At 59.6% G+C, this 20,971-nt stretch carries 19 protein-coding genes and 1 pseudogene; 15 read left to right on the plus strand and 5 right to left on the minus strand.

What is annotated here, in order from left to right; translation table 11 throughout:
* Positions 1-221: 221 nt before the first annotated feature.
* The 5 genes from AC3WP4_RS14715 to AC3WP4_RS14735 all read left to right on the plus strand — a co-directional run bounded on the left by AC3WP4_RS14715 (position 222) and on the right by AC3WP4_RS14735 (position 4,569).
* A complete protein-coding gene (locus tag AC3WP4_RS14715; RefSeq protein WP_102614990.1) occupies positions 222-1,319 on the plus strand; it encodes a S8 family peptidase in 1,098 nt (365 codons plus the stop codon).
* Positions 1,320-1,795: 476 nt separating this feature from the next.
* Positions 1,796-2,059 carry a hypothetical protein gene (locus AC3WP4_RS14720; RefSeq protein ID WP_074872576.1) on the plus strand — a complete coding sequence of 88 codons (264 nt, stop codon included), beginning with the start codon at positions 1,796-1,798 and terminating at the stop codon, positions 2,057-2,059.
* 99 nt (positions 2,060-2,158) lie between these two features.
* Entirely contained in the window at positions 2,159-3,286 is a 1,128-nt protein-coding gene (locus tag AC3WP4_RS14725) for a hypothetical protein (RefSeq protein WP_102614991.1), read from the plus strand.
* A gap of 382 nt (positions 3,287-3,668) precedes the next feature.
* A complete protein-coding gene (locus AC3WP4_RS14730) occupies positions 3,669-3,965 on the plus strand; it encodes a hypothetical protein (protein ID WP_102614992.1) in 297 nt (98 codons plus the stop codon).
* A gap of 238 nt (positions 3,966-4,203) precedes the next feature.
* The gene (locus tag AC3WP4_RS14735) at positions 4,204-4,569 is read left to right on the plus strand and encodes a DUF1493 family protein (RefSeq protein WP_076029041.1); all 366 of its coding nucleotides are present in this window, start codon (positions 4,204-4,206) and stop codon (positions 4,567-4,569) included.
* 129 nt (positions 4,570-4,698) lie between these two features.
* Here the strand turns inward: AC3WP4_RS14735 and AC3WP4_RS14740 are convergent, their stop codons facing one another.
* Together AC3WP4_RS14740 and hslO are read right to left on the minus strand one after the other, a co-directional pair.
* Positions 4,699-6,240 (minus strand): phosphoenolpyruvate carboxykinase, encoded by a 1,542-nt coding sequence (locus AC3WP4_RS14740; protein ID WP_074872562.1) that lies wholly within the window; start codon positions 6,238-6,240, stop codon positions 4,699-4,701.
* 182 nt (positions 6,241-6,422) lie between these two features.
* Entirely contained in the window at positions 6,423-7,325 is a 903-nt protein-coding gene (gene hslO, locus AC3WP4_RS14745) for an Hsp33 family molecular chaperone HslO (RefSeq protein ID WP_074872561.1), read from the minus strand.
* A gap of 80 nt (positions 7,326-7,405) precedes the next feature.
* Between hslO and AC3WP4_RS14750 the strand changes: the two are divergent.
* Positions 7,406-7,640, plus strand: a pseudogene (locus tag AC3WP4_RS14750) (hypothetical protein); the annotation flags it as partial.
* A gap of 87 nt (positions 7,641-7,727) precedes the next feature.
* Here the strand turns inward: AC3WP4_RS14750 and AC3WP4_RS14755 are convergent.
* The gene (locus tag AC3WP4_RS14755) at positions 7,728-8,135 is read right to left on the minus strand and encodes an RNA-binding S4 domain-containing protein (RefSeq protein ID WP_074872559.1); all 408 of its coding nucleotides are present in this window, start codon (positions 8,133-8,135) and stop codon (positions 7,728-7,730) included.
* A 216-nt stretch (positions 8,136-8,351) separates the two neighbouring features.
* Here AC3WP4_RS14755 and rimB point away from each other — a divergent pair, with 216 nt between their 5' ends.
* Together rimB and rimK are read left to right on the plus strand one after the other, a co-directional pair.
* Complete coding sequence (gene rimB, locus AC3WP4_RS14760) at positions 8,352-8,831, plus strand: retropepsin-like aspartic endopeptidase RimB (protein WP_074872557.1); 480 nt, start codon at positions 8,352-8,354, stop codon at positions 8,829-8,831.
* Complete coding sequence (rimK, locus tag AC3WP4_RS14765; RefSeq protein ID WP_008149287.1) at positions 8,828-9,733, plus strand: 30S ribosomal protein S6--L-glutamate ligase; 906 nt, start codon at positions 8,828-8,830, stop codon at positions 9,731-9,733. Before rimB ends, rimK begins: the two co-directional genes overlap by 4 nt.
* Positions 9,734-9,859: 126 nt before the next feature.
* Here rimK and AC3WP4_RS14770 read toward each other — a convergent pair whose 3' ends face one another.
* Positions 9,860-11,173, minus strand: coding sequence for an ATP-binding protein (locus AC3WP4_RS14770; protein WP_074872555.1), 1,314 nt, complete (start codon positions 11,171-11,173; stop codon positions 9,860-9,862).
* Between the two features lie 115 nt (positions 11,174-11,288).
* Positions 11,289-12,029 carry an osmolarity response regulator transcription factor OmpR gene (ompR, locus tag AC3WP4_RS14775; RefSeq protein WP_008149284.1) on the minus strand — a complete coding sequence of 247 codons (741 nt, stop codon included), beginning with the start codon at positions 12,027-12,029 and terminating at the stop codon, positions 11,289-11,291.
* Between the two features lie 361 nt (positions 12,030-12,390).
* Here ompR and AC3WP4_RS14780 point away from each other — a divergent pair, with 361 nt between their 5' ends.
* The 7 genes from AC3WP4_RS14780 (at position 12,391) to tauD (ending at position 20,866) form a co-directional block, all read left to right on the plus strand.
* Positions 12,391-14,715, plus strand: a complete 2,325-nt coding sequence (locus AC3WP4_RS14780; RefSeq protein ID WP_074872553.1) for a Tex family protein — start codon at positions 12,391-12,393, stop codon at positions 14,713-14,715.
* The gene (locus AC3WP4_RS14785) at positions 14,715-15,098 is read left to right on the plus strand and encodes a PaaI family thioesterase (RefSeq protein WP_007903088.1); all 384 of its coding nucleotides are present in this window, start codon (positions 14,715-14,717) and stop codon (positions 15,096-15,098) included. Before AC3WP4_RS14780 ends, AC3WP4_RS14785 begins: the two co-directional genes overlap by 1 nt.
* A gap of 306 nt (positions 15,099-15,404) precedes the next feature.
* On the plus strand, positions 15,405-16,988 hold the full coding sequence (gene gshA / locus AC3WP4_RS14790) for a glutamate--cysteine ligase (RefSeq protein WP_102614994.1): 1,584 nt from the start codon (positions 15,405-15,407) through the stop codon (positions 16,986-16,988).
* Positions 16,989-17,261: 273 nt separating this feature from the next.
* Entirely contained in the window at positions 17,262-18,239 is a 978-nt protein-coding gene (gene tauA, locus AC3WP4_RS14795) for a taurine ABC transporter substrate-binding protein (RefSeq protein WP_008149275.1), read from the plus strand.
* Positions 18,240-18,254: 15 nt separating this feature from the next.
* Positions 18,255-19,049 (plus strand): taurine ABC transporter ATP-binding subunit, encoded by a 795-nt coding sequence (gene tauB / locus AC3WP4_RS14800; protein ID WP_076029046.1) that lies wholly within the window; start codon positions 18,255-18,257, stop codon positions 19,047-19,049.
* Positions 19,046-19,879 carry a taurine ABC transporter permease TauC gene (gene tauC, locus AC3WP4_RS14805; RefSeq protein WP_102614995.1) on the plus strand — a complete coding sequence of 278 codons (834 nt, stop codon included), beginning with the start codon at positions 19,046-19,048 and terminating at the stop codon, positions 19,877-19,879. Before tauB ends, tauC begins: the two co-directional genes overlap by 4 nt.
* A 144-nt stretch (positions 19,880-20,023) precedes the next feature.
* Entirely contained in the window at positions 20,024-20,866 is an 843-nt protein-coding gene (tauD, locus tag AC3WP4_RS14810; RefSeq protein WP_102614996.1) for a taurine dioxygenase, read from the plus strand.
* Positions 20,867-20,971 lie beyond the last annotated feature (105 nt).

Below are 20,971 nucleotides of genomic sequence, written 5' to 3' on the forward strand. Positions count from 1 at the left end.
CGCAGCGAGTCGAGAAAAGGTCGGGGACCAAAACGATACGGGATGATACAGCGTCTATCGGGACGAACCTTCGCCACAGGCTGAAACATACAAGGCACTTTGCCGCTGATTCCCCGCTCCATTCCACTGGTAAGGTTCAACTTCGAGAAAAATCACTATCCGCGAAAATGCTCATCACGGCAGGAAGCCTGGTGGACGCGGATACTCATGAAGGAACGACCATGCTTCAAATACCCAGTTTTTCAATTATCTTCGCGCTTTTGTTGCCATTCCTCTTAAGTGGATGCCTGACAACCCCCACGCAGCCCCCCATCGATCCGGCCCCGTTCGAAACACTGGAGTATCGAGCCCAAAAGGGTTTGGCGATCGTTCACGCTTCAACCCTTTACGCCCGCGGTGGCACCGGTCAAGGCGTGGCCGTGGCACTGGTCGATTCAGGCCTGAATAGCAACTTGGCGGAATTCCAGGGAAGAATCCGCGATCCGGGCTTTGACCATGTCGAGAACCAGGTCGGTACCGTTGACAGAATCGGTCACGGCACCCAGATGGCTGGCATTCTGGCGGCCAACAAGGATGGTCAGGGCATGCATGGCGTTGCGTTCAATGCACAACTGATCCCCTTTCGTTTCGGTGACGACAACGAGCCATTTTTCTTCGACCGTGAGATTGCGCAATCCTGGCAGTCCGGTTTCGACAAGGGCACGCGCATCTTCAATAATTCGTGGGCCAACGCCATTCCCGCGACCGAGATCAATGAGGCCCGTTATAAGCAGGTCATGCCTGAGTCGCTGGTGACCGCCCGAAAACTGGTCCGGGGCGGCGCGGTATTTGTGTTCCCGACCGGTAACGAACTGAAACGAGAGCCGCTGGTCGAGCCCGGTTTGCCGATCGCCATACCTGAACTGGAAATGGGCTGGATCGCGGTGGTTGCGCTGAAGAACGACGGCAGCGCCATCAATGCAAAATCCAACTACTGCGGTGTGGCTGCGGCCTGGTGCATCGCCGTACCGGGCGGCGATTCGGGCGCCGACCAAGGTCTGCTGACCACCCACAAGGATGGCCAATACGCCCAAACTGCCGGCACCTCTCCTGCGGTCGCGCTGGTCAGCGGTGCCCTGGCAGCACTGCATAGTCGCTATCCTGAGCTCACCGCGCAGCAAGTGCGCGAACGCCTGCTGGCGACCGCGAACCGGACCGGCATCTATGCAAACAGTGAAGCCTACGGCCAAGGATTGATGGACCTGGACGCAGCCTCGCGCCCAATCCCGGAATCCGAGATCGGTGCGACAGGGCAATCAGATTTGTCGTCCCCCATCTAGGGCACCAACACCGTCACCCATAGCTGCTCTTTTAAGCACCTTCTCGTGAAACACCTGGCTCTTGCTCGCCAAAATGGCATGGGCCGGGCTGATTTCGCCGGTGACATCTACAGCATCCACCGCACCACATGCCCCGGCCCACAACAACAAAATCGAGGCCATTGCATACCTAATTCGTGATAAGCGTTGGGCGGACATTTGGAAACGTCCTACTGATTCTGGCGCGCACCCTACAGAGGTTTGATGGGTTGCGCCTGACAACCCCGTAGGAAATCTGCCGTCTAAGGGTTTGGGCATAAAAAACCTCGGAAAACACGTAGGTTCGGTCCGAAAAGGCAGATAAAACCCCTACAAAACCTGTCCATCGAAGCCGTATTGCCGCACGGCGCCGTGCCCTTCTATAGTCTGCGGCGCGGCTGAAATCAGGGTGTCGGCCTGCCGGCGAGATTGCCCGAATTCCTATAGGACTGACCTAAATGCAAGACCGCTATCGTCCCCTCAAAACCAGCTACAGCGAAACGCCCGTCCTCGTCATCGACACCACGGCCAGCACCGGCGCCGTCCTCGACGCTGCGCACCAACGTCTGCGCGCGGCCAGCGATTTGCTCGAAACGCTTTATTGTCTGTGCTTCAAACAAGCCGACGTTAAAGACATTCCTCATATCGTGAATGCTCTTTATTTATTAACGCAGGATGGTTGCGAACTACTGGAAGTTGCCAAACAAAGAATAGGGCACTAAAACCTCTAACACACTACAACCACGGTAACAACTAACCACTTCATTATTTAAATAACTCAAACTAGCCTGTACGCTCTTAAACCAAACAAGAGCACAACAATGACTACATTAACTATTTTCTTTTGCGGTACCGGCTCGACCAAATTCGACAATCAAAACCCAACTTACTGGAATGGCGAACTGGTTTCGGCACTCGCCTCCCATCATGCTGGCCGAGAGTTTGCCGAATGGATCGTGATCGACGGTCCCGGCACCAGCAACCTGCAAGCTGATGAACTGTTCACTCAATCCAAGGACTATGGCCTGAGCGGCACGCTGTTCGGCAAGGGCTGGGAGGAGAACGTCAAGCACGCCATCAACATCATCAAAGGCCAGTGTGACTGGCAACGTGAAAAACTCACCGAGACCGAATACAACCGCCTGAAGGCTGCAGGCATTCCAATCGAAGACGTGATCGTCGAAGGTTCCTGGCTGTGGCGTAAATATAACTATGGCGACCGCAGCGTGACCCAGCAGAAGCTGCAAGAACAAATCATTAAAACGTTTCGCAAGGACGGCGTTATTCCAACCCAGGTCAACTTGGTAGGCTGGAGCCGCGGCGGTATTAGTTGCCATATGCTGGCCAATGCCATGTTCAAGGACAGCGCACTGAAGAACATCCCGGTCAATATCTTTGCGATTGATCCGGTACCGGGCATCGGTAACTTTCAGGAAGACAAAGTAAAACTGAATGCCAACGTAAAAGAATACGTCGGTTTCTACGCCCGAGACGAGCGCTCCAAAGGCTTCAGCTGCGTCATCCCGCAAACGGCCACCGGCACCCGAACCCACATTTACCCGATGCCCGGCCGCCATGGCACGCTGGTTGGCAACGCCGCCGCAGACGGTGTCAGCGGCCCTAAAGTGCTGGCCGAACCCGGCCTGATCGTCCGCCACTTTGCCGAAGTGTGCCTGAAGCGCTGGGGCGTGCCGCTGAACAAAATCCTCAACCTGAGCGCGGCCGACCTGCAGAAACACCACAACACCATGGCCAGCGCCGCCGCGAAATACAAAGCGATGGAAAAGTACTCGTACACCTACTTCACCGAGCTGGACCAGGGCGAGCGTTACGTTTCGCTGGGCAGTAATGGGGTCAGGTTCTCGGCAGTGAAAGGCACGATCTATGCGCCGGCGACCGGGCTGAGCACTAACCTTCTGGATGTCGCTTCGTATCAACATATTCGTTGAGGTGATGGGCGCGGGATGGTGGAAAGCGCGAGAACATTCGTCGCGAAAATTCCGATAGAAAGGGCCTAGCCGAGGTTCGGCCCGATCCTACAAGCGGGGACTCTTTATCGTCTATCGCTGCCCGGCGGCTGACACCTATAGTCGGGCTGTCGCTGCTAATTCAGCGACTCGGGCTTGGTCACCCGAATAGCTCATATCGACGCGTCCGTTGTATGCTGCCGGCACTTCAAATGCCTGCACGCTATATGGTGGCTGTGTTTGGGACGCCCTCGGGCGTGCCGGGATGTGAGCCTCATCGGTTGACCAACCCGAACACAGTCCGCCTCCTATCGCTTGGTCACGATAGTGCGGGTTATTGCTGATGCATTTGAGGCTACAAACAATGAAAACATTGAACCCGTTCCCCGATCGCTACCGCCCACTCGAAACAAACCTCACCGATTCCCCACCCCTGATCATCGACACAGAAGCCAACCCGCAAGACATCCTCGAAGCCGCCCTCCAGCGAATCCGAGCCTCCGGCGACCTGCTCAAAACCCTACATTGCCAATGCTTCAAAAACGGTGACGTGGAAGACATCCCGCACATCACCCACGCCCTCTACCTGTTGACCCAGGACGGCTGCGACCTGCTGAAAGTCGCCCAACAACGCATGATGGGCTGGAAAGCACCAACCTGACACCGAGCCAGGATCGTTCCCACGCTCGGCGTGGGAATGCCTCAAGGGACGCTCCGCGTTCCAGCTCTCGAAATGGACGCAGAGCGTCCCGGGCTGCATTCCCACGCAGAGCGTGGGAACGATCAAACTAAGTGCTCGCCAAATACCAACAAGACAAACCGCCGCAATGCTGTCCCGTCCTTCCCCACAAGCCTGACGACCAATAAGATCCATCCAAGCCCAACCGGACACCCTCGCAATGAACCTCGCCCCCAACTTCCCCGACGACCAAACCATGCACCTGCTCATGCAGTTGCTGCACGAAGAGCTCGGCCTGCCCGAACGCAAAACCATCAGCCTCACCACCTCGATCAACTTCGACCTGGGTTGCGACGGTGCGGACGCTCGGCATCTGATGGAAGCATTGGAAGAACAATTCGCCATCGACTTCATCGACTACGACGCTTATCGGTATTTCCAGCCCGAAGGCTTTGACGTATTCCTCAAGCGCCGGGCCAAGGGGCGCGGCGATAAGGCCCCGCTGACCATTGGAATGATTTACCAAGCGATCAAGTTACAACGGTGGGATACGCAGAAATTGGAAGGCATCGAGCCCAACGCATAAGTGCCATTATTCTGGTCGTTTAGCGACAATTCAGATGGAATATTGGCAGTTGTGCGTTTGACAGTTAAACCGAGCGCCCACAAAAAAGCCGCCCCGAAGGGCGGCTTTTTCATTCGCTAAATCCAAGCCTTACAGCTTAGGCCCAGCAGCCTTGATCGCGTCGCTCACTTCAAACTTCTTGAAGTTTTCAACAAACAACCCAGCCAGTGCTTTAGCCGCTTCATCGTAAGCAGCCTTGTCAGCCCAGGTGTTGCGTGGGTTCAACAGGCCGGTTTCAACGCCCGGTACGGCCAGTGGCACGTCGAGGTTGATGGTGTCGAGGTGCTCGGTTTCAACGCCGATCAACGCGCCGCTCTGGATCGCTGCGATCACGCCGCGAGTGGTCGGGATGTTGAAGCGTTTGCCGACGCCGTAGCCGCCGCCGGTCCAGCCGGTGTTGACCAGGTAGACCTTGGAGCCGAAGCCGCGGATGCGCTTGATCAGCAGTTCTGCGTATTCGCCAGCCGGACGCGGGAAGAACGGTGCGCCGAAGCAGGTGGAGAAGGTCGATTTGATGCCGCTGCCAGAACCCATTTCGGTCGAGCCCACCAGTGCGGTGTAGCCGGACAGGAAGTGGTAGGCCGCTTGTTCTTCGCTGAGGATCGACACTGGCGGCAGCACGCCGGTCAGGTCGCAGGTCAGGAAGATCACAGCGTTTGGCTCGCCACCGAGGTTTTTCTCGGAGCGCTTGGCAACGTGCTCCAGCGGGTAGGCGGCGCGGCTGTTCTGGGTCAGGCTGACATCGGTGTAATCGGCGTGCTTGGCGTCGTCGATAACGACGTTTTCCAGGACTGCGCCGTGCTTGATGGCTTTCCAGATGACCGGCTCGTTCTTCTCGGACAAGTCGATGCATTTGGCGTAGCAGCCGCCTTCGATGTTGAAGACAACGCCTTCACCCCAGCCGTGCTCGTCGTCACCGATCAGGTAACGGCTTTCATCGGCCGACAGGGTGGTTTTGCCGGTGCCGGACAGACCGAAGAACAGGGTCACGTCGCCCGCTTCGCCGATGTTGGCGGCGCAGTGCATTGGCAGTACGTCGGCAGCCGGCAGCAGGTAGTTCTGCACCGAGAACATGGCTTTCTTCATTTCACCGGCGTAACGCATGCCGGCGATCAGCACTTTCTTCTGAGCGAAGTTGAGGATCACGCAACCGTCGGAGTTGGTGCCGTCACGCTCTGGCACGCACTCGAAGTTGGCAACGTTGAGCACTTGCCACTCATCACGGCCAGCCGGGTTGTACTTTTGCGGGTTGATGAACAGGCAACGGCCGAACAGGTTCTGCCAGGCAGTCTGGGTGGTCATCTTCACGGCCAGGTAGTGGTCTTCGGACGCACCTACATGCACATGGGAAACGAAATGATCTTGCGCGTTGTTGAACGCTTCAACACGGTCCCACAGGGCATCGAACTTGTCGGCCGGGAACTTGCGGTTGATCGGGCCCCAGGCGATGGAAGCCGAGGTGGACGGTTCGTCAACGATGAAACGATCGACTGGCGAGCGGCCGGTGCGGTGACCGGTGCGAACAACCAGCGCGCCGGTATCGGCAAGCTCGCCCTCACCGCGACTCAGAGCTTCTTTTACCAGATCATCAACACTCAGATCGGTGTACACGGCGTTATTGGCTTGCGTCATGAGATTCCCCGTCGGCCATTGGCCGAGTGTGCTCCAAACGTTTTGTAGTAGAAAGTCGTGCACTACTACCGCGACAAAAAGTGGGCCGGATTATGCCAGAAAAGCCCAAAAATAGTAGGGCCCTCCCGTCAGAACGGCGTTATTCCGGCACAAACCAGTGAATTTACCTGCGCTGAACCGTTTTAGTGCCGGGTATCTGACGGTGTATCGACACCCGCTCCAGCGAATAATTGAGCGATATCGGCGGCATCGAACAGGTAGCGCTCGTTGCAAAACTGACAGTCGATCTCAATGTTGCCGCCATGTTCGATCACGAGCGACTGGGCATCTTCCAGACCCAAACTGACCAGCGCATTGGCAGAACGTTCGCGCGAGCAGCTGCAACGGAAGCGCAATTTCTGCACATCGAACAGACGAACCTGCTCTTCGTGGTAGAGACGATGGAGGATGGTTTCGTTGTCCAGGCTCAGCAATTCATCGGCGGTCAGGGTGCTGGCCAGCGCGGTGAGGTGCTGCCAGCTGGCGGCGCGTTCTTCTTCGTCTTTCAACCGATCAGCAGGCAGTTGCTGCAGCAGCAGGCCACGGGCGCGACGACCATCGGCGTACAACCAGAAACGCGTGCCGACTTGTTGCGACATCACGAAGTAGTTGGTGAAGCACTCCGACAGGGTTGCGCCATCGAGGTCGACGATGCCCTGGTAACGCTTGCCTTGGGTCGGGTCGACGGTCAATGCCAATACGCCGTTGGGCATCAGGTCGGCGAGGGTCGCGTCGGGGGCGATCTGGTCGGCTTCGTATCGGGCCAGGCCACGGATTTCGCGCTCGCTGGAGCACTCGATCATCAGCAGCGGGATCGGGCCATCGGAACGGGCCTGGAGAATCAGCAAGCCATCGAACTTCAAGGTGCCGACCAACAACGACGCTGCTGCCATCAGTTCGCCGAGCAGTTGTGCAACCGGCTCCGGGTACGGGTGTTTAGCGAGGACTTCGGCGTAGCTACGCTCCAACGCCACCAGCTCGCCGCGGGTGTCGCTGTCATCGAAGATGAAGCGTTGGGTGTAGTCGGTATCCGGTAGATCGGTCATAGGTCTGGGTATCTGAGGTAATGACAAAATGATTTCTGACAGCGAGAAATTGCGTCTCTGCAGCACCGTTTTGGTGCGCGATGTTCAGCCGTGAGCGGCATTTTAAGAACAATCCGGGTTTGTTCCAAGCAAGGTGGAACGCATGCCGGGCGCTTATGCAATTTCTTGCTTCTGGCGCTGCTGGCTTTCTGGTTATGGCCTACGGCTCAGAAGCTGTGGGTGGTTTTCGACGAATGGCACTTTCACCCATCCAACGCGCTGCCGGCGATTAACCCGATATGGCTACACGGTTGGGCAATTGCAAGTCTCGCTCCCAGGACTGCGCGTACCTGTGGGAGCGAACTGGCTCCGGGCGGCGATCCGACGAAGGCTGCTTCACAGGCAATACAGAAGTTAACTGACTTACTCGTCGTTACTGCTTCCACGAAACTTGAACAAGTCCCGTCGCTGCTTCTTGCTCGGTTTGCCATCAGTGCTCACGCCCAGCGCACCTGACTTGCGCATGGCCGCAGCCGCCTCGCGCTTGGCGATGCTGGCGTCGGTTTCGGCATAGAGCGCCTGAGCCTCTGGCGCGCCACGGCGTACGATCGACAGCGCCTGAACCACCACCGTGCGCTCTTCGAACCCAGTACGAATCTGAAACTCGTCGCCGATTCGTGGTTCCTTGCCCGGTTTGCAGCGCTCGCCCCGGCAATGCACCTTGCCGCTTTCAATCGCCGCCTTGGCCAAGGCGCGTGTTTTATAAAAACGCGCGGCCCACAACCATTTATCGAGACGGACTTTGTCGTCCTCTTCGCTTTTTTGTGCCATGGAATTTCCTCATTCTGAAATATTGCTGAACTGTACTACCGTTTCTGTCGTGCCATGAATTACGCCGGCTCGGATTACAATGCACACGTTCCAGCGCCTCCCTTGAGGGCTGGAAATCCGGGCCGTAGATATCTGTCGCCTTTTACCCATTATTCTGCGTGAATACCGCGAATTCGGCCGCGTGCGGCCTGAGCGGTTTCTACCGGTTGAGCACCTTTGAAGACATTTGACCATTTGACCGTTGTCGGTCTGCGCGAGTGGGTGGCGCTCCCAGACTTGGGAGTCGCGGGCCTGCGCGCAAAAATCGACACCGGCGCCAGCACCTCCAGCCTGCATGCCACTGATATCGAACCGTTCGAGCGCGACGGGGAACAGTGGGTGCGCTTTACTGCTCACTTGGGCACGGTGGTGCAACTGCGTCACCGGCGCTGCGAAGCCCCACTGGTGACGATGAAAACCATCAAAAGCTCCAACGGCCACGCGCAGATGCGTTATGTGGTCAGCACCACCCTGGCCCTCGGTGATCGGGTCTGGCGGGTCGAATTCACGCTCGCCTGCCGCAAGTCCATGCGTTATCGCCTGTTACTCGGTTCCAAAGCCTTGATCGACGGCCAGTTGGTGGTCAATCCGGGCATCAAGTACGTACAAGACAAGCCGGTGTTCCCGGTATCTACCTTCTCCACAGGTGTTGCATGAAGATCGCTGTGCTGTCGCGGAACCCGCGTCTGTATTCCACTCGTCGTCTGGTCGAAGCCGGTACCGAGCGTGGCCATGAAATGGTGGTGATCGACACCTTGCGCGCCTACATGAACATCGCCAGCCACAAGCCGCAGATCCACTACCGCGGCAAACCGCTGGAGGGTTTCGATGCGGTGATCCCGCGGATCGGCGCGTCGGTGACGTTTTATGGCTGCGCGGTGCTGCGTCAGTTCGAAATGATGGGCGTGTTTCCACTCAATGAATCGGTGGCCATCGCCCGTTCGCGGGACAAACTGCGGTCCCTGCAATTGCTGTCACGCCGGGGGATCGGTTTGCCGGTCACCGGTTTTGCGCACTCCCCGGATGACATTCCCGACTTGATCGAGATGGTTAACGGCGCGCCGCTGGTGATCAAGGTGCTGGAAGGCACCCAGGGCATCGGCGTGGTGCTGTGTGAAACGGCGACGGCGGCGGAGTCGGTGATCGAGGCCTTCATGGGCCTGAAGCAGAACATCATGGTTCAGGAATACATCAAGGAAGCCGGCGGCGCGGACATTCGCTGCTTCGTGGTGGGCGACAAGGTGATCGCGGCGATGAAACGCCAAGCGAAGCCTGGGGAGTTTCGCTCCAACCTGCATCGCGGCGGCAGTGCCAGCCTGATCAAGATCACACCGGAAGAACGCATGACGGCGTTGCGCGCGGCGAAGGTCATGGGGTTGGCGGTGGCGGGTGTGGACATCCTGCGTTCCAATCACGGGCCGCTGGTGATGGAAGTGAATTCGTCGCCGGGGCTTGAAGGGATTGAAACCACCACCAGCAAGAACGTGGCGGGGATCATCATTGAGCATCTTGAGAAGAATGGTGGGCCGAATATGACGCGCACCAAAGGCAAGGGCTGAAGCTGACTCGGTGATCGTTCCCACGCTCTGCGTGGGAATGCAGCCCGGGACGCTCCGCGTCCCCTCCAGAGCCGAACGCGGAGCGTCCGAAGAGGCATTCCCACGCAGAGCGTGGGAACGATCGGGTTAGACGGCATCCCGCGGCAGCATCAACCCAAGCGGCAACCGCACCCGCGCTTCAAGCCCGCCACCGGACCGATTGCGCAACTCAACATTCCCGCCATGCATCGAAGCAATCCGCTTCACGATCGCCAGCCCCAACCCGGTTCCCTTTCCGCCACGGGCTCGATCACCTCGCGTAAACGGGTTGAAGATTGCCTCCAGCTCCGACGGATCAATCCCCGCCCCACGGTCCATGACACTCAGCACCACATACGGCGCGCTGGTGTCCCCGGACACATAAGCCGCCACCTCAACCCCGCTGCCCGCGTGATGCAAGGCGTTGCCAATCAGGTTGTTCAGCAGCCGCTTCATTGATACCCGACGCAATGGAAACGGCTGGATCGGCTCCAGGCGCAGGCGCACTTTCTCTTCGTTCTGGTTGTATGGCGCCGCGACTTCGCGCACCAGATCACTCAGGTCCACCTCTTCCACCGACTCGTCACGACCATCGCGAATGAACGCCAGGAACTGGTCGAGAATCGCGTCCATGTCTTCGATGTCGCGGATCATGTCGTCCGTCAGGTCGCTGTGGTCGCCCATCAGCTCCAGGGACAGCCGCAAACGGGTCAGTGGCGTGCGCAAGTCGTGCGACACCCCGGCGAGCATCAGTTCGCGCTCGCGGCCGGCCTGCTCGACGTCTTCCGCCATCTGGTTGAAGGCGCGGTAAACCTCGGTCATTTCACTTGGCGTGTCGCTGATCGGCAGACGCACACTGCGGCCCTGGCCGAGTTGCCTCGCGGCATAGACCAGACGTTTCAAAGGTTGATTGAGCTGGCTGACGAAGATCCACGCCGAGGCAGTGGACAGCAGGCCGATAGCGAGGAACCAGCCGAGTACGTTCCAGATTTTCTGGCCGCGCAACGGATGCGGATAAAGCGGCACTTTCAACCAGCCATCACCCAGGCTTGGCGCCCGAACCCACAGGGCCGGCGGCGAATGCATGCGCAATCGGACTTCAGTGTCGGCACCGAGCTCTGCCTGCATCTGCCGCTGATAGATCTCGCTGTAAGGCCAGTGTTGCTCACCTTCCGGCACGCCAGCACCGACTACCCGGATCAGGGTCGCGGCATCGGCAATCTTCGTGCGGTTTTCTTCATCGGCCGCCCAATAGGCGCGTAGCGTCAGGGCGACGCCGTGGCTGTATTGGCGGTCCACCAGCACGTCTTCGTTCATCAACAGATAAACCAGGGTCAGCGCCTTGGAGAACAGCACGACGATCAGCACCAGCCAAAGGGTGCGGGAGAAGAAACTCTGGGGGAACCAAACGGGGGTTTTCATGGATAACCGCTACACACTTGCAGGAGCGAGCGATGCTCGCATATTGCGGATCGCGAGTCTGCGAGCAAAGTCATCTGACCCGTTGCCCGCAAGACCCGCTCCTACAAATCGCCGATCACTTGGTGGCGGCGCCATCCGGAACGAACACGTAACCCACGCCCCAGACTGTCTGGATGTAACGCGGCTTGGACGGATCGGGCTCGATCATCCGGCGCAGGCGGGAAATCTGTACGTCGATGGAGCGCTCCAGGGCGTCCCACTCGCGGCCACGGGCCAGGTTCATCAGCTTGTCGCGGGTCAGTGGCTGACGGGCGTTCATGACCAACGCCTTGAGCACCGCAAATTCACCGGTGGTGAGCATGTGCACTTCGTCGCCGCGCTTGAGCTCGCGGGTCGCCAGGGACAGTTCGTAGTCACCGAAGGTCACGCTTTCGTCTTCGCTGCCCGGAGCGCCCGGTACCGGAGCCGACTGGCGACGCAGGACCGCTTTGACGCGAGCCATCAGCTCGTCCGGGTTGAACGGCTTGGCCAGGTAATCGTCGGCGCCCAGTTCCAGGCCCTTGATGCGGCTCAGCTCATCGCCCTTGGCGGTCAGCATGATGATCGGAATCTGATTGTTCGCGGTGCGCAGGCGGCGGCAAGCGGTCAAGCCGTCTTCGCCGGGCAGCATCAGGTCGAGGACGACCAGGTTGAACACTTCACGCGCCAGCAGGCGATCCATTTGTTCCGTGTTCGGGACGGCGCGGGCGCGGTAGCCCTTGCTGACGAAAAAACGTTCCAGCAGGCTGCTCAGCCCTGGATCGTCGTCAACAATAAGAATTTTTTCGCCTTCAGCAATGTTTGCAGTGCTGCTCATTAGATGCTCCTTTGATCTCGGCGCGCATTATGGCGTAGCTGCCGTTATACGCACCGTGTGCATTGTTAGCAGATTTTTCCTTCATCGCCACAAATCCGGCCCTTATGCCTACAGCCTGCGATGCCCCCGAATGACAGAACGCTGGTTATAATGCGCGGCCTTTTGTGTCAGGCAACGTCTGATCATTACTGTAGGCAGCCGTTTTTTATTTTCATGGCGCAGGCAGTAATTGTTCGATTTCACGGGTCAACGGGATGCCTGTTGATCCAGGTAGCGGCGCAGGCCAGGCCGCTCAACCAGACTCGCCGAGGCCTTATCTCTGCGCCTGCGAGCCTGCTTTCACAATTTGTCAGGTGGTTTTATGGACAGCATCAACAGCCGCATCGCCGAGGAACTCGGCGTCCGCCCACAACAGGTCGAAGCGGCCGTCGCGCTACTCGATGAAGGCTCCACGGTGCCTTTCATCGCCCGCTACCGGAAAGAAGTGACCGGCAGCCTCGATGACATCCAGTTGCGTCATCTGGAAGAGCGTCTGCGCTACCTGCGAGAACTCGACGAACGGCGCATCAGCATCCTCGCCAGCATTCAAGAGCAGGGCAAACTGACCCCGCAACTCGAACGCGACATCAAACTCGCCGACACCAAGACCCGCCTCGAAGACTTGTACCTGCCGTACAAGCAGAAGCGCCGCACCAAGGGCCAGATCGCCCTGGAAGCCGGCCTCGGCGAGTTGGCCGACGGCCTGTTCAACGACCCGACCCTGACGCCAGACGCTGAAGCCGCGCGCTTCGTCGATGCCGAAAAAGGCGTCGCCGATGTCAAGGCCGCCCTCGAAGGCGCCAAGTACATCCTGATGGAACGCTTCGCCGAAGACGCCGGCCTGCTGGACAAGCTGCGCAGCTACCTCAAGCAGGAAGCCATCCTCAGCGCCCGCGTCATCGCCGGCAAAGAAGAGGAAGGCGCCAAGTTCCGCGACTACTTCGAACACGATGAACCGCTCAAAAGCATGCCGTCGCACCGCGCGCTGGCGATTTTCCGTGGCCGCAACGAAGGCATTCTGAGTTCGGCGCTGAAAGTCGGCGACGAACTGCCGGGCGCCATGCACCCGTGCGAAGGCATGATCGGCCAGCAATTCGGCATCCAGAACCAGAACCGCGCCGCCGACAAATGGCTGGGCGAAGTGGTGCGTTGGACCTGGAAGGTCAAGCTCTACACCCACCTCGAAACCGACCTGCTGGGCGAACTGCGCGACGGCGCAGAAACCGAAGCGATCAACGTGTTCGCCCATAACCTGCACGACTTGCTGCTGTCGGCGCCGGCTGGTCCTCGCGCCACATTGGGTCTCGACCCGGGCCTGCGTACCGGTTGCAAGGTGGCCGTGGTCGATTCCACCGGCAAGCTGCTGGATCACGCCACGGTTTACCCGCACGTGCCGCACAACAAGTGGGACCAGACCATCGCGATTCTGGCGGCCCTGTGCGCCAAGCATGCCGTGGACCTGATCGCCATCGGCAACGGCACCGCCAGCCGTGAAACCGACAAGCTGGCCGCTGAGCTGATCAAAAAATACCCCGCCATGAAGATGACCAAAGTCATGGTCTCCGAGGCCGGCGCATCGGTTTACTCGGCGTCGGAACTGGCCTCCAAGGAATTCCCGGACCTCGACGTGTCGATCCGTGGCGCGGTGTCGATTGCCCGTCGCCTGCAGGATCCACTGGCTGAGCTGGTGAAGATCGATCCGAAATCCATCGGCGTCGGCCAGTACCAGCACGACGTGTCGCAGCTGAAACTGGCACGCGGCCTGGACGCGGTGGTCGAAGACTGCGTGAACGCTGTGGGCGTCGATGTGAACACCGCCTCCGTGGCGCTGCTGGCCCGTATCTCCGGCCTCAACGCAACGTTGGCGCAAAACATCGTCAGCCACCGCGACGAACACGGCGCGTTCAAAACCCGTGCGGCGTTGAAGAAAGTCGCGCGTCTGGGCGAGAAAACCTTCGAACAGGCCGCTGGCTTCCTGCGCGTCATGAACGGTGACAACCCGCTGGACTCGTCTGCGGTCCACCCGGAAGCCTATCCGTTGGTCCAGCGTATTGCTGCTGAGACCGACCGCGACATTCGCTCGCTGATCGGCGACGCCAGCTTCCTCAAGCGTCTTGATCCGAAAAAGTACACCGACGAAACCTTCGGTCTGCCAACGGTCACCGACATCCTGCAAGAGCTGGAAAAACCTGGCCGCGATCCACGTCCCGAGTTCAAGACTGCCGAGTTCCAGGAAGGCGTCGAAGACCTCAAGGACCTGGAGCTGGGGATGATCCTCGAAGGCGTGGTGACCAACGTGACCAACTTCGGTGCTTTCGTCGACATCGGCGTGCATCAGGACGGTTTGGTGCATATCTCTGCGCTTTCGGAGAAGTTCATCAAGGATCCGCGTGAAGCGGTGAAGGCCGGTGATGTGGTCAAGGTGAAGGTCATGGAAGTCGACATCCCGCGCAAACGCGTTGGCCTGTCGATGCGCATGAGCGACACACCGGGCGAGAAAATCGACGGCGCCCGTGGTGCACGTCCGGGTTCGGCGCCACGCCAGTCCCAGAACACCGCGCCGCGTAAAGAAACCACGGCGGCGGCCCCGGCCAACAACGCCATGGCTTCGCTGTTCGCCAACGCCAAGCAGTTGAAGAAACGCTGATGGAGATCCCGGCCGGGCTGACCGAAAGCGCTTTTTTCAAGTTGCTGGGGTGTCGCTTGCACAGCCTGGAAACCGGGGTGGCGCAAGTCGCCCTGGGGCTTGCGCCAGAACTGCGCAATCGCGGCGGCAAACTGCACGGCGGGGCCTTGTTCAGCCTGGTGGACATTGCCATGGGGCTGGCCTGTTCCAGCACCCATGGTTTTGACCAGCAGAGCGCGACCATCGAGTGCAAGATCAACTACATTCGCGCCGTCGCCGACGGTGAAGTGATGTGCACGGCGCGGGTGATCCACCCGGGCCGCCGCACGCTGGTGGTCGAAGCCGATGTGATGCAAGGCGACAAACTCGTCGCAAAAGCACAAGGCACGTTCGCTGTCCTGTAGATGAATGCCATCAATTTGAGTTAATTTCGGCGCAATGAATCCTGTGGCGAGGGGGCTTGCCCCCGTTGGGCTGCGAAGCAGACCCAAAATCTCTGGATTTTCAAGATTTTGTGAGTGCTGCGCACTCAAACGGGGGCAAGCCCCCTCGCCACAAGTCGCTTCCACAGGGAATTGCGCGGTTCTTACCGAATGGCATGAGGTCTGTGCTGCTCAAAAACCAGGCGAAAACGCCAGTTTCAACTTCACCCTTGTAGACCGTCTTGCCCACCCCCATATTGGGGCGACTGACGCGTGAAGGAATCCAACTTGAGCGAACTTCTCAACCGCCGCCTGGCTCTGCTCGGCGAGCGCGCTAACCTCTCTCTGCTCGAACAGTGCCTTCACGGCATCGAACGTGAATGCCTGCGCGTGACCAGTGAAGGTCGCCTGGCGCAAACGCCGCACCCGGAAGCATTGGGTTCCGCGCTGACCAACGAACAAATCACCACCGACTATTCCGAGTCGCTGCTGGAGTTCATCACGCCCGCCCTGCCCGACCCGGCGGACACCCTGGCGAGCCTCGACAGCATTCACCGTTTTGCCTACAGCAAGCTCGGCAACGAGTACCTGTGGAGTCCATCGATGCCGTGCCCATTGCCGGCCGAGGAAGACATCCCGATTGCCTATTACGGCACCTCCAACATCGGTCAGCTCAAGTACGTCTACCGCAAGGGCCTGGCCCTGCGCTATGGCAAGACCATGCAGTGCATCGCCGGGATTCACTACAACTTTTCCTTGCCGGAAAAGCTCTGGCCGCTGCTTAAAGAAGCTGAAGGTTTTGTCGGCACCGACCGCGACTATCAGTCGTCGGCCTACATCGCGCTGATCCGTAATTTCCGCCGCTACAGCTGGCTGCTGATGTACCTGTTCGGTGCTTCACCTGCTCTGGACGCCGGCTTCCTGCGCGGTCGTTCGCACCAGTTGGAACAACTCGACCCGGACACCTTGTACCTGCCGTACGCCACCAGCCTGCGCATGAGTGACCTGGGTTACCAGAGCAACGCCCAGGCCGGCTTGACCCCTTGCTACAACGATCTGGCGAGCTACACCGACAGCCTGCGCAAAGCGGTCGCCACGCCTTACGCGCCCTACGTCGAAATCGGCACGCATCAGGACGGTGAGTGGGTTCAGCTCAACACCAACATCCTGCAGATCGAAAACGAGTACTACTCCAACATCCGCCCGAAACGCGTGACCTATACCGGCGAACGGCCGATCCAGGCGCTGATGGCTCGCGGCATTCAGTACGTCGAAGTGCGTTGCCTGGACATCAACCCGTTCCTGCCGATGGGCATCGATCTGCCGGAGGCGCGGTTCCTCGACGCATTCCTGCTGTATTGCGCGCTGAACGATAGCCCGCTGCTGACCAATACCTCGTGCAGCAACGCGACCTCGAACTTCCTCAGCGTGGTCAAGGAAGGTCGCCGTCCGGGCCTGCAACTGCAACGCGACGGCCATCCGGTGGACCTGAAAGAGTGGGCCAGCGAGTTGCTGGAGAAGATTGCACCCCTGGCGGCGATGCTGGATCAGAGTCATGGCGGCGACGCGCATAGCAAGGCGCTGGATGCCCAACTGGCCAAGGTCAAGGATCCATCCCTGACACCATCGGCCCAGGTGCTGGCGGCGATGGCTGAGCACAAGGAGAGCTTTGCTCAGTTCTCCCTGCGTCAGAGCCAGGTGCATGCGGAGTTTTTCCGCAGCGAGCCGCTTTCAAGCGAGGACCAGGCGAAATTTGAAGAGCGGGCGCGTTCGTCGCTGGCCGAGCAGATTGAGCTGGAGCAGAACGAAGTCGGCGATTTCGATGTGTTTGTCGGGTCGTATCAGGCGAGCATTCTGGCGATCAGCAACTAATCTCCCAGTGCAAGTCCCCTGTGGCGAGGGGGCTTGCCCCCGTCCGGCTGCGAAGCAGTCGTAATGCAGGCGACTCGGTTTTTCCGAAATATGGGGGGTGTCGGTTTTGGGACTGCTACGCAGTCCAACGGGGGCAAGCCCCCTCGCCACAGGGTACCTGCTTAGAATTTTCCGCTCATAAGCTCATTCGAAAAAGTTATTTATTTTCGGATTCTTAGATCATTTAGTCTTCTTTTCACGCCGCCTCTCGGTCGTCTGAAAAGGAGCTTCTCAATGAAACTGACTTTCCCCCTTCGCCTCCTGGCCGCCGCGTCTCTGGCTGCGGTGAGTTTCTTTGCCCAGGCGGCTGACGTCACCGTCGCCTACCAGACCACCGTAGACCCGGCGAAAGTCGCCCAGGCCGACGGCGCGTACGAGAAAGCCACCAACGCCAAAATCGACTGGCGCAAATTCGACAACGGCGCCGACATCATCGCCGCCATCGCTTCCGGCGACGTGCAGATCGGCTACCTCGGCTCCAGCCCCCTGACGGCGGCAATCACTCGCAAAGTCCCGGTAGAAACCTTCCTCATCGCCACGCAGATCGGCGCCGCTGAAGCCCTGGTGGCCCGCGACGGTTCCGGGATCAAAACCCCGCAGGACCTGATCGGCAAGAAAATCGCTGTGCCGTTCGTTTCCACCGGCCACTACAGCCTGTTGGCCGCGCTGAAGCACTGGAACATCGACCCCTCGAAAGTCACCGTCCTCAACCTTGCCCCGCCAGCCATCATTGCCGCGTGGAAACGCGGTGACATCGACGCCACTTACGTGTGGGACCCAGCCCTCGGAGTGGCCAAGGAAAACGGCAAAGTGCTGATCACCTCCGGCGAACTGGCCAAGTTCGGCGCGCCGACCTTCGATGCGTGGATCGTGCGTAAAGACTTCGCCGAGAAGCACCCGGAAATCGTCACCGCGTTCGCCAAAGTGACCCTCGATGCCTACGCCGACTACCGCAAAGACCCGAAAGCCTGGCTCGCCAATCAATCCAACGTCGACAAACTGGTGAAACTCTCCGGCGCCAAGGCCAGCGACATTCCATTGCTGCTGCAAGGCAACGTCTTCCCGCTGGCGGCAGATCAGGTGATCACCCTCGGCGCGCCGACCACCAAGGCCATCACCGACACCGCCGCGTTCCTGAAAGAACAAGGCAAGGTTGAAGCCGTGCTACCGGACTACGCCCCGTACGTCAGCGCCAAGTACATCACCAACTGATCGGAGTTAACTGCGATGGCTTTGCTTGAGCTGGAGCGCATCAGCGCACAGTACCCCGGCGCCGCCGAACCGGTACTGGCGGATATTTCCCTGAGCCTTGGGCCCCGGCAATTGCTGGTCGCCCTCGGCCCGTCCGGCAGTGGCAAGACTTCGCTGTTGAACCTGATTGCCGGTTTCGTCGAGCCCAGCGCCGGGCGCATCACCCTTGATGGCGTGCCAGTCAAAGGCCCGAGCGCCGAACGAGGCGTGGTGTTCCAGGACGATGCCCTGCTGCCCTGGCAGGACGTGCTGGCCAACGTCGGTTTCGGTCTGGAACTGGCCGGCATTTCCCGAGACAAACGTGAATTCCGCGCCCGGGAAATGCTCGCGTTGGTGGACCTTTCCGGCTTCGAAAACCGCCGGATCTGGCAGCTTTCAGGCGGGCAGAAGCAACGTGTCGGCCTGGCCCGTGCCCTGGCGGCTGATCCGCGGGTTTTGCTGATGGACGAACCCTTCGGCGCCCTCGATGCCTTCACCCGCGAACAGATGCAGGAGCTGTTGCTGCAAGTCTGGCAGCGCACCACAAAACCGGTTTTTCTGATTACTCACGACATCGAAGAAGCGGTGTTTCTCGCCACGGACCTGATTCTGCTGGCGCCGAATCCAGGGCAAATCGTCGAACGCCTGAGCCTGGATTTCGGTCAGCGTTACGCCGCCGGTGAGTCCGCTCGGGCAATCAAGTCCGACCCGCGCTTTATCGAAACCCGCGAACACGTGCTCGCCAAAGTGTTCTCCCAACGCAGCGCCGCCCAGCGGCAGGAGCGCGCATGAGCAGCTATGAAATTCCCGCCGCGACGGTGAAACCGGGCTCGACGGTAATCCCGCTGCGTCGCAGTTTGAACACGCGCTGGATCAGCCTGCTGACGCTGGTCGCACTCGTGGCCATTTGGTGGGCCGTTACCGCCACTGGAATGATCGAACCGCTGTTCCTGCCGCCACCCTCTGCCGTGCTGCAAAAAGGCTGGCTGCTGGTGACCACCGGCTACATGGATTCAACGTTGTGGCAGCACCTTGGCGCGAGCCTCAGCCGAATCGGTCTGGGCCTGGGCTTCGCGGTGCTGACCGCCGTGCCCGTTGGAATCGCCATCGGCCACAACCGCATTGCTCGCGGCATTCTCGATCCGCTGATCGAGTTCTACCGCCCTATTCCACCGCTGGCTTATCTGCCGCTGATCGTGATCTGGTGCGGCATCGGTGAGCTATCGAAAGTCTTGCTGATCTACCTCGCGATCTTCGCCCCGATCGCCATCGCTACGGCGACCGGCGTGCGTACCGTCGACCCGGCAAAATTGCGCGCCGCGCAGTCGTTGGGCGCGACCCGGGCGCAGTTGATTCGCCATGTGATTCTGCCGAGTGCGCTGCCGGATATTTTGACCGGTGTGCGGATTGGCCTGGGTGTGGGTTGGTCGACGCTGGTCGCCGCCGAATTGATCGCCGCCACCAGCGGTCTGGGTTTCATGGTGCAGTCGGCCGCGCAGTTCCTGGTCACCGATGTGGTGGTGCTGGGGATTCTGGTGATCGCGCTGATCGCCTTCGCCATGGAAATGGGCTTGCGCGCCCTGCAACGCAAACTGGTGCCGTGGCATGGCCAGGCTCACTGAAAAATCATCATGTGAATAACCCTGTGGGAGTGAGCCTGCTCGCGATGGCGGTGTATCGGCCACAGCCATGTCGCCTGACACTGCGCTATCGCGAGCAGGCTCACTCCTACAAAAGCCCGGCGCCCCGAATTGAAGAGAAAGACCATGAGCCACCTGACCATCGTCCCCTTAAGCTACGCCCTCGGCGCACACATCAGTGGCGTCGACATCAGCCAACCGCTGAACCCGGAACAGCGCGATGCCATCGAGCAGGCGCTGCTCGAACATCAAGTGTTGTTCTTCCGCGATCAGCCGATCACGCCCCAGCAACAGGCGCGTTTCGCCGCCAATTTCGGCGACCTGCACATTCACCCGATCTACCCGAATGTGCCGGAACAGCCCGAAGTGCTGATCCTTGATACCGCCGTCACTGACGTGCGCGACAACGCGATCTGGCACACCGACGTTACCTTCCTGCCGACCCCGGCCCTGGGCGCGGTACTCAGTGCCAAGTTGTTGCCGGAGTTTGGTGGCGACACGTTGTGGGCCAGCGGTATCGCGGCGTATGAAGCGCTTTCGGCGCCGATGAAAACTTTGCTCGAAGGGCTGACGGCCACCCACGATTTCACTCGTTCGTTCCCGCTGGAACGCTATGGCACCACACCCGAAGCCTTGGCCCAGTGGGAAGAAGCGCGCAGGAAAAACCCGCCGCTGTCCCACCCGGTGATCCGCACTCATCCGGTGAGCGGACGCCGGTCGTTGTTCGTCAATGAAGGCTTCACGTCGAAGATCAATGAGCTGTCGGAAACCGAAAGCGAGGTGATGCTGAAGTTCCTGTTTGCCCACGCGACACGGCCGGAATTTACCATCCGCTGGCGTTGGCAGAAGGACGACGTGGCGTTCTGGGATAACCGCGTGACACAGCATTACGCCGTGGATGACTACCGGCCGGCGCGGCGGGTGATGCAACGGGCGACGGTGTTGGGGGATGTGCCGTTTTTCCGGTAATCCGATCACCCGATCGTTCCCACGCTCCGCGTGGGAATGCAGCCCGGGACGCTCCGCGTCCCATCAAGAGCCGAACGCGGAGCGTCCGTTGAGGCATTCCCACGC

It is taken from the genome of Pseudomonas sp. FW305-20 (assembly GCF_058788075.1).

Excerpts from the sequence above, each read along its gene's own strand:
- AC3WP4_RS14715 (WP_102614990.1), top strand. The coding sequence starts at position 222 with ATGCTTCAAATACCCAGTTTTTCAATTATCTTCGCGCTTTTGTTGCCA.
- AC3WP4_RS14720 (WP_074872576.1), top strand. The coding sequence starts at position 1,796 with ATGCAAGACCGCTATCGTCCCCTCAAAACCAGCTACAGCGAAACGCCC.
- AC3WP4_RS14725 (WP_102614991.1), top strand. The coding sequence starts at position 2,159 with ATGACTACATTAACTATTTTCTTTTGCGGTACCGGCTCGACCAAATTC.
- AC3WP4_RS14730 (WP_102614992.1), top strand. The coding sequence starts at position 3,669 with ATGAAAACATTGAACCCGTTCCCCGATCGCTACCGCCCACTCGAAACA.
- AC3WP4_RS14735 (WP_076029041.1), top strand. The coding sequence starts at position 4,204 with ATGAACCTCGCCCCCAACTTCCCCGACGACCAAACCATGCACCTGCTC.
- AC3WP4_RS14740 (WP_074872562.1), bottom strand. The coding sequence starts at position 6,240 with ATGACGCAAGCCAATAACGCCGTGTACACCGATCTGAGTGTTGATGAT.
- hslO (WP_074872561.1), bottom strand. The coding sequence starts at position 7,325 with ATGACCGATCTACCGGATACCGACTACACCCAACGCTTCATCTTCGAT.
- AC3WP4_RS14755 (WP_074872559.1), bottom strand. The coding sequence starts at position 8,135 with ATGGCACAAAAAAGCGAAGAGGACGACAAAGTCCGTCTCGATAAATGG.
- rimK (WP_008149287.1), top strand. The coding sequence starts at position 8,828 with ATGAAGATCGCTGTGCTGTCGCGGAACCCGCGTCTGTATTCCACTCGT.
- AC3WP4_RS14770 (WP_074872555.1), bottom strand. The coding sequence starts at position 11,173 with ATGAAAACCCCCGTTTGGTTCCCCCAGAGTTTCTTCTCCCGCACCCTT.
- ompR (WP_008149284.1), bottom strand. The coding sequence starts at position 12,029 with ATGAGCAGCACTGCAAACATTGCTGAAGGCGAAAAAATTCTTATTGTT.
- AC3WP4_RS14780 (WP_074872553.1), top strand. The coding sequence starts at position 12,391 with ATGGACAGCATCAACAGCCGCATCGCCGAGGAACTCGGCGTCCGCCCA.
- AC3WP4_RS14785 (WP_007903088.1), top strand. The coding sequence starts at position 14,715 with ATGGAGATCCCGGCCGGGCTGACCGAAAGCGCTTTTTTCAAGTTGCTG.
- tauA (WP_008149275.1), top strand. The coding sequence starts at position 17,262 with ATGAAACTGACTTTCCCCCTTCGCCTCCTGGCCGCCGCGTCTCTGGCT.
- tauB (WP_076029046.1), top strand. The coding sequence starts at position 18,255 with ATGGCTTTGCTTGAGCTGGAGCGCATCAGCGCACAGTACCCCGGCGCC.
- tauC (WP_102614995.1), top strand. The coding sequence starts at position 19,046 with ATGAGCAGCTATGAAATTCCCGCCGCGACGGTGAAACCGGGCTCGACG.
- tauD (WP_102614996.1), top strand. The coding sequence starts at position 20,024 with ATGAGCCACCTGACCATCGTCCCCTTAAGCTACGCCCTCGGCGCACAC.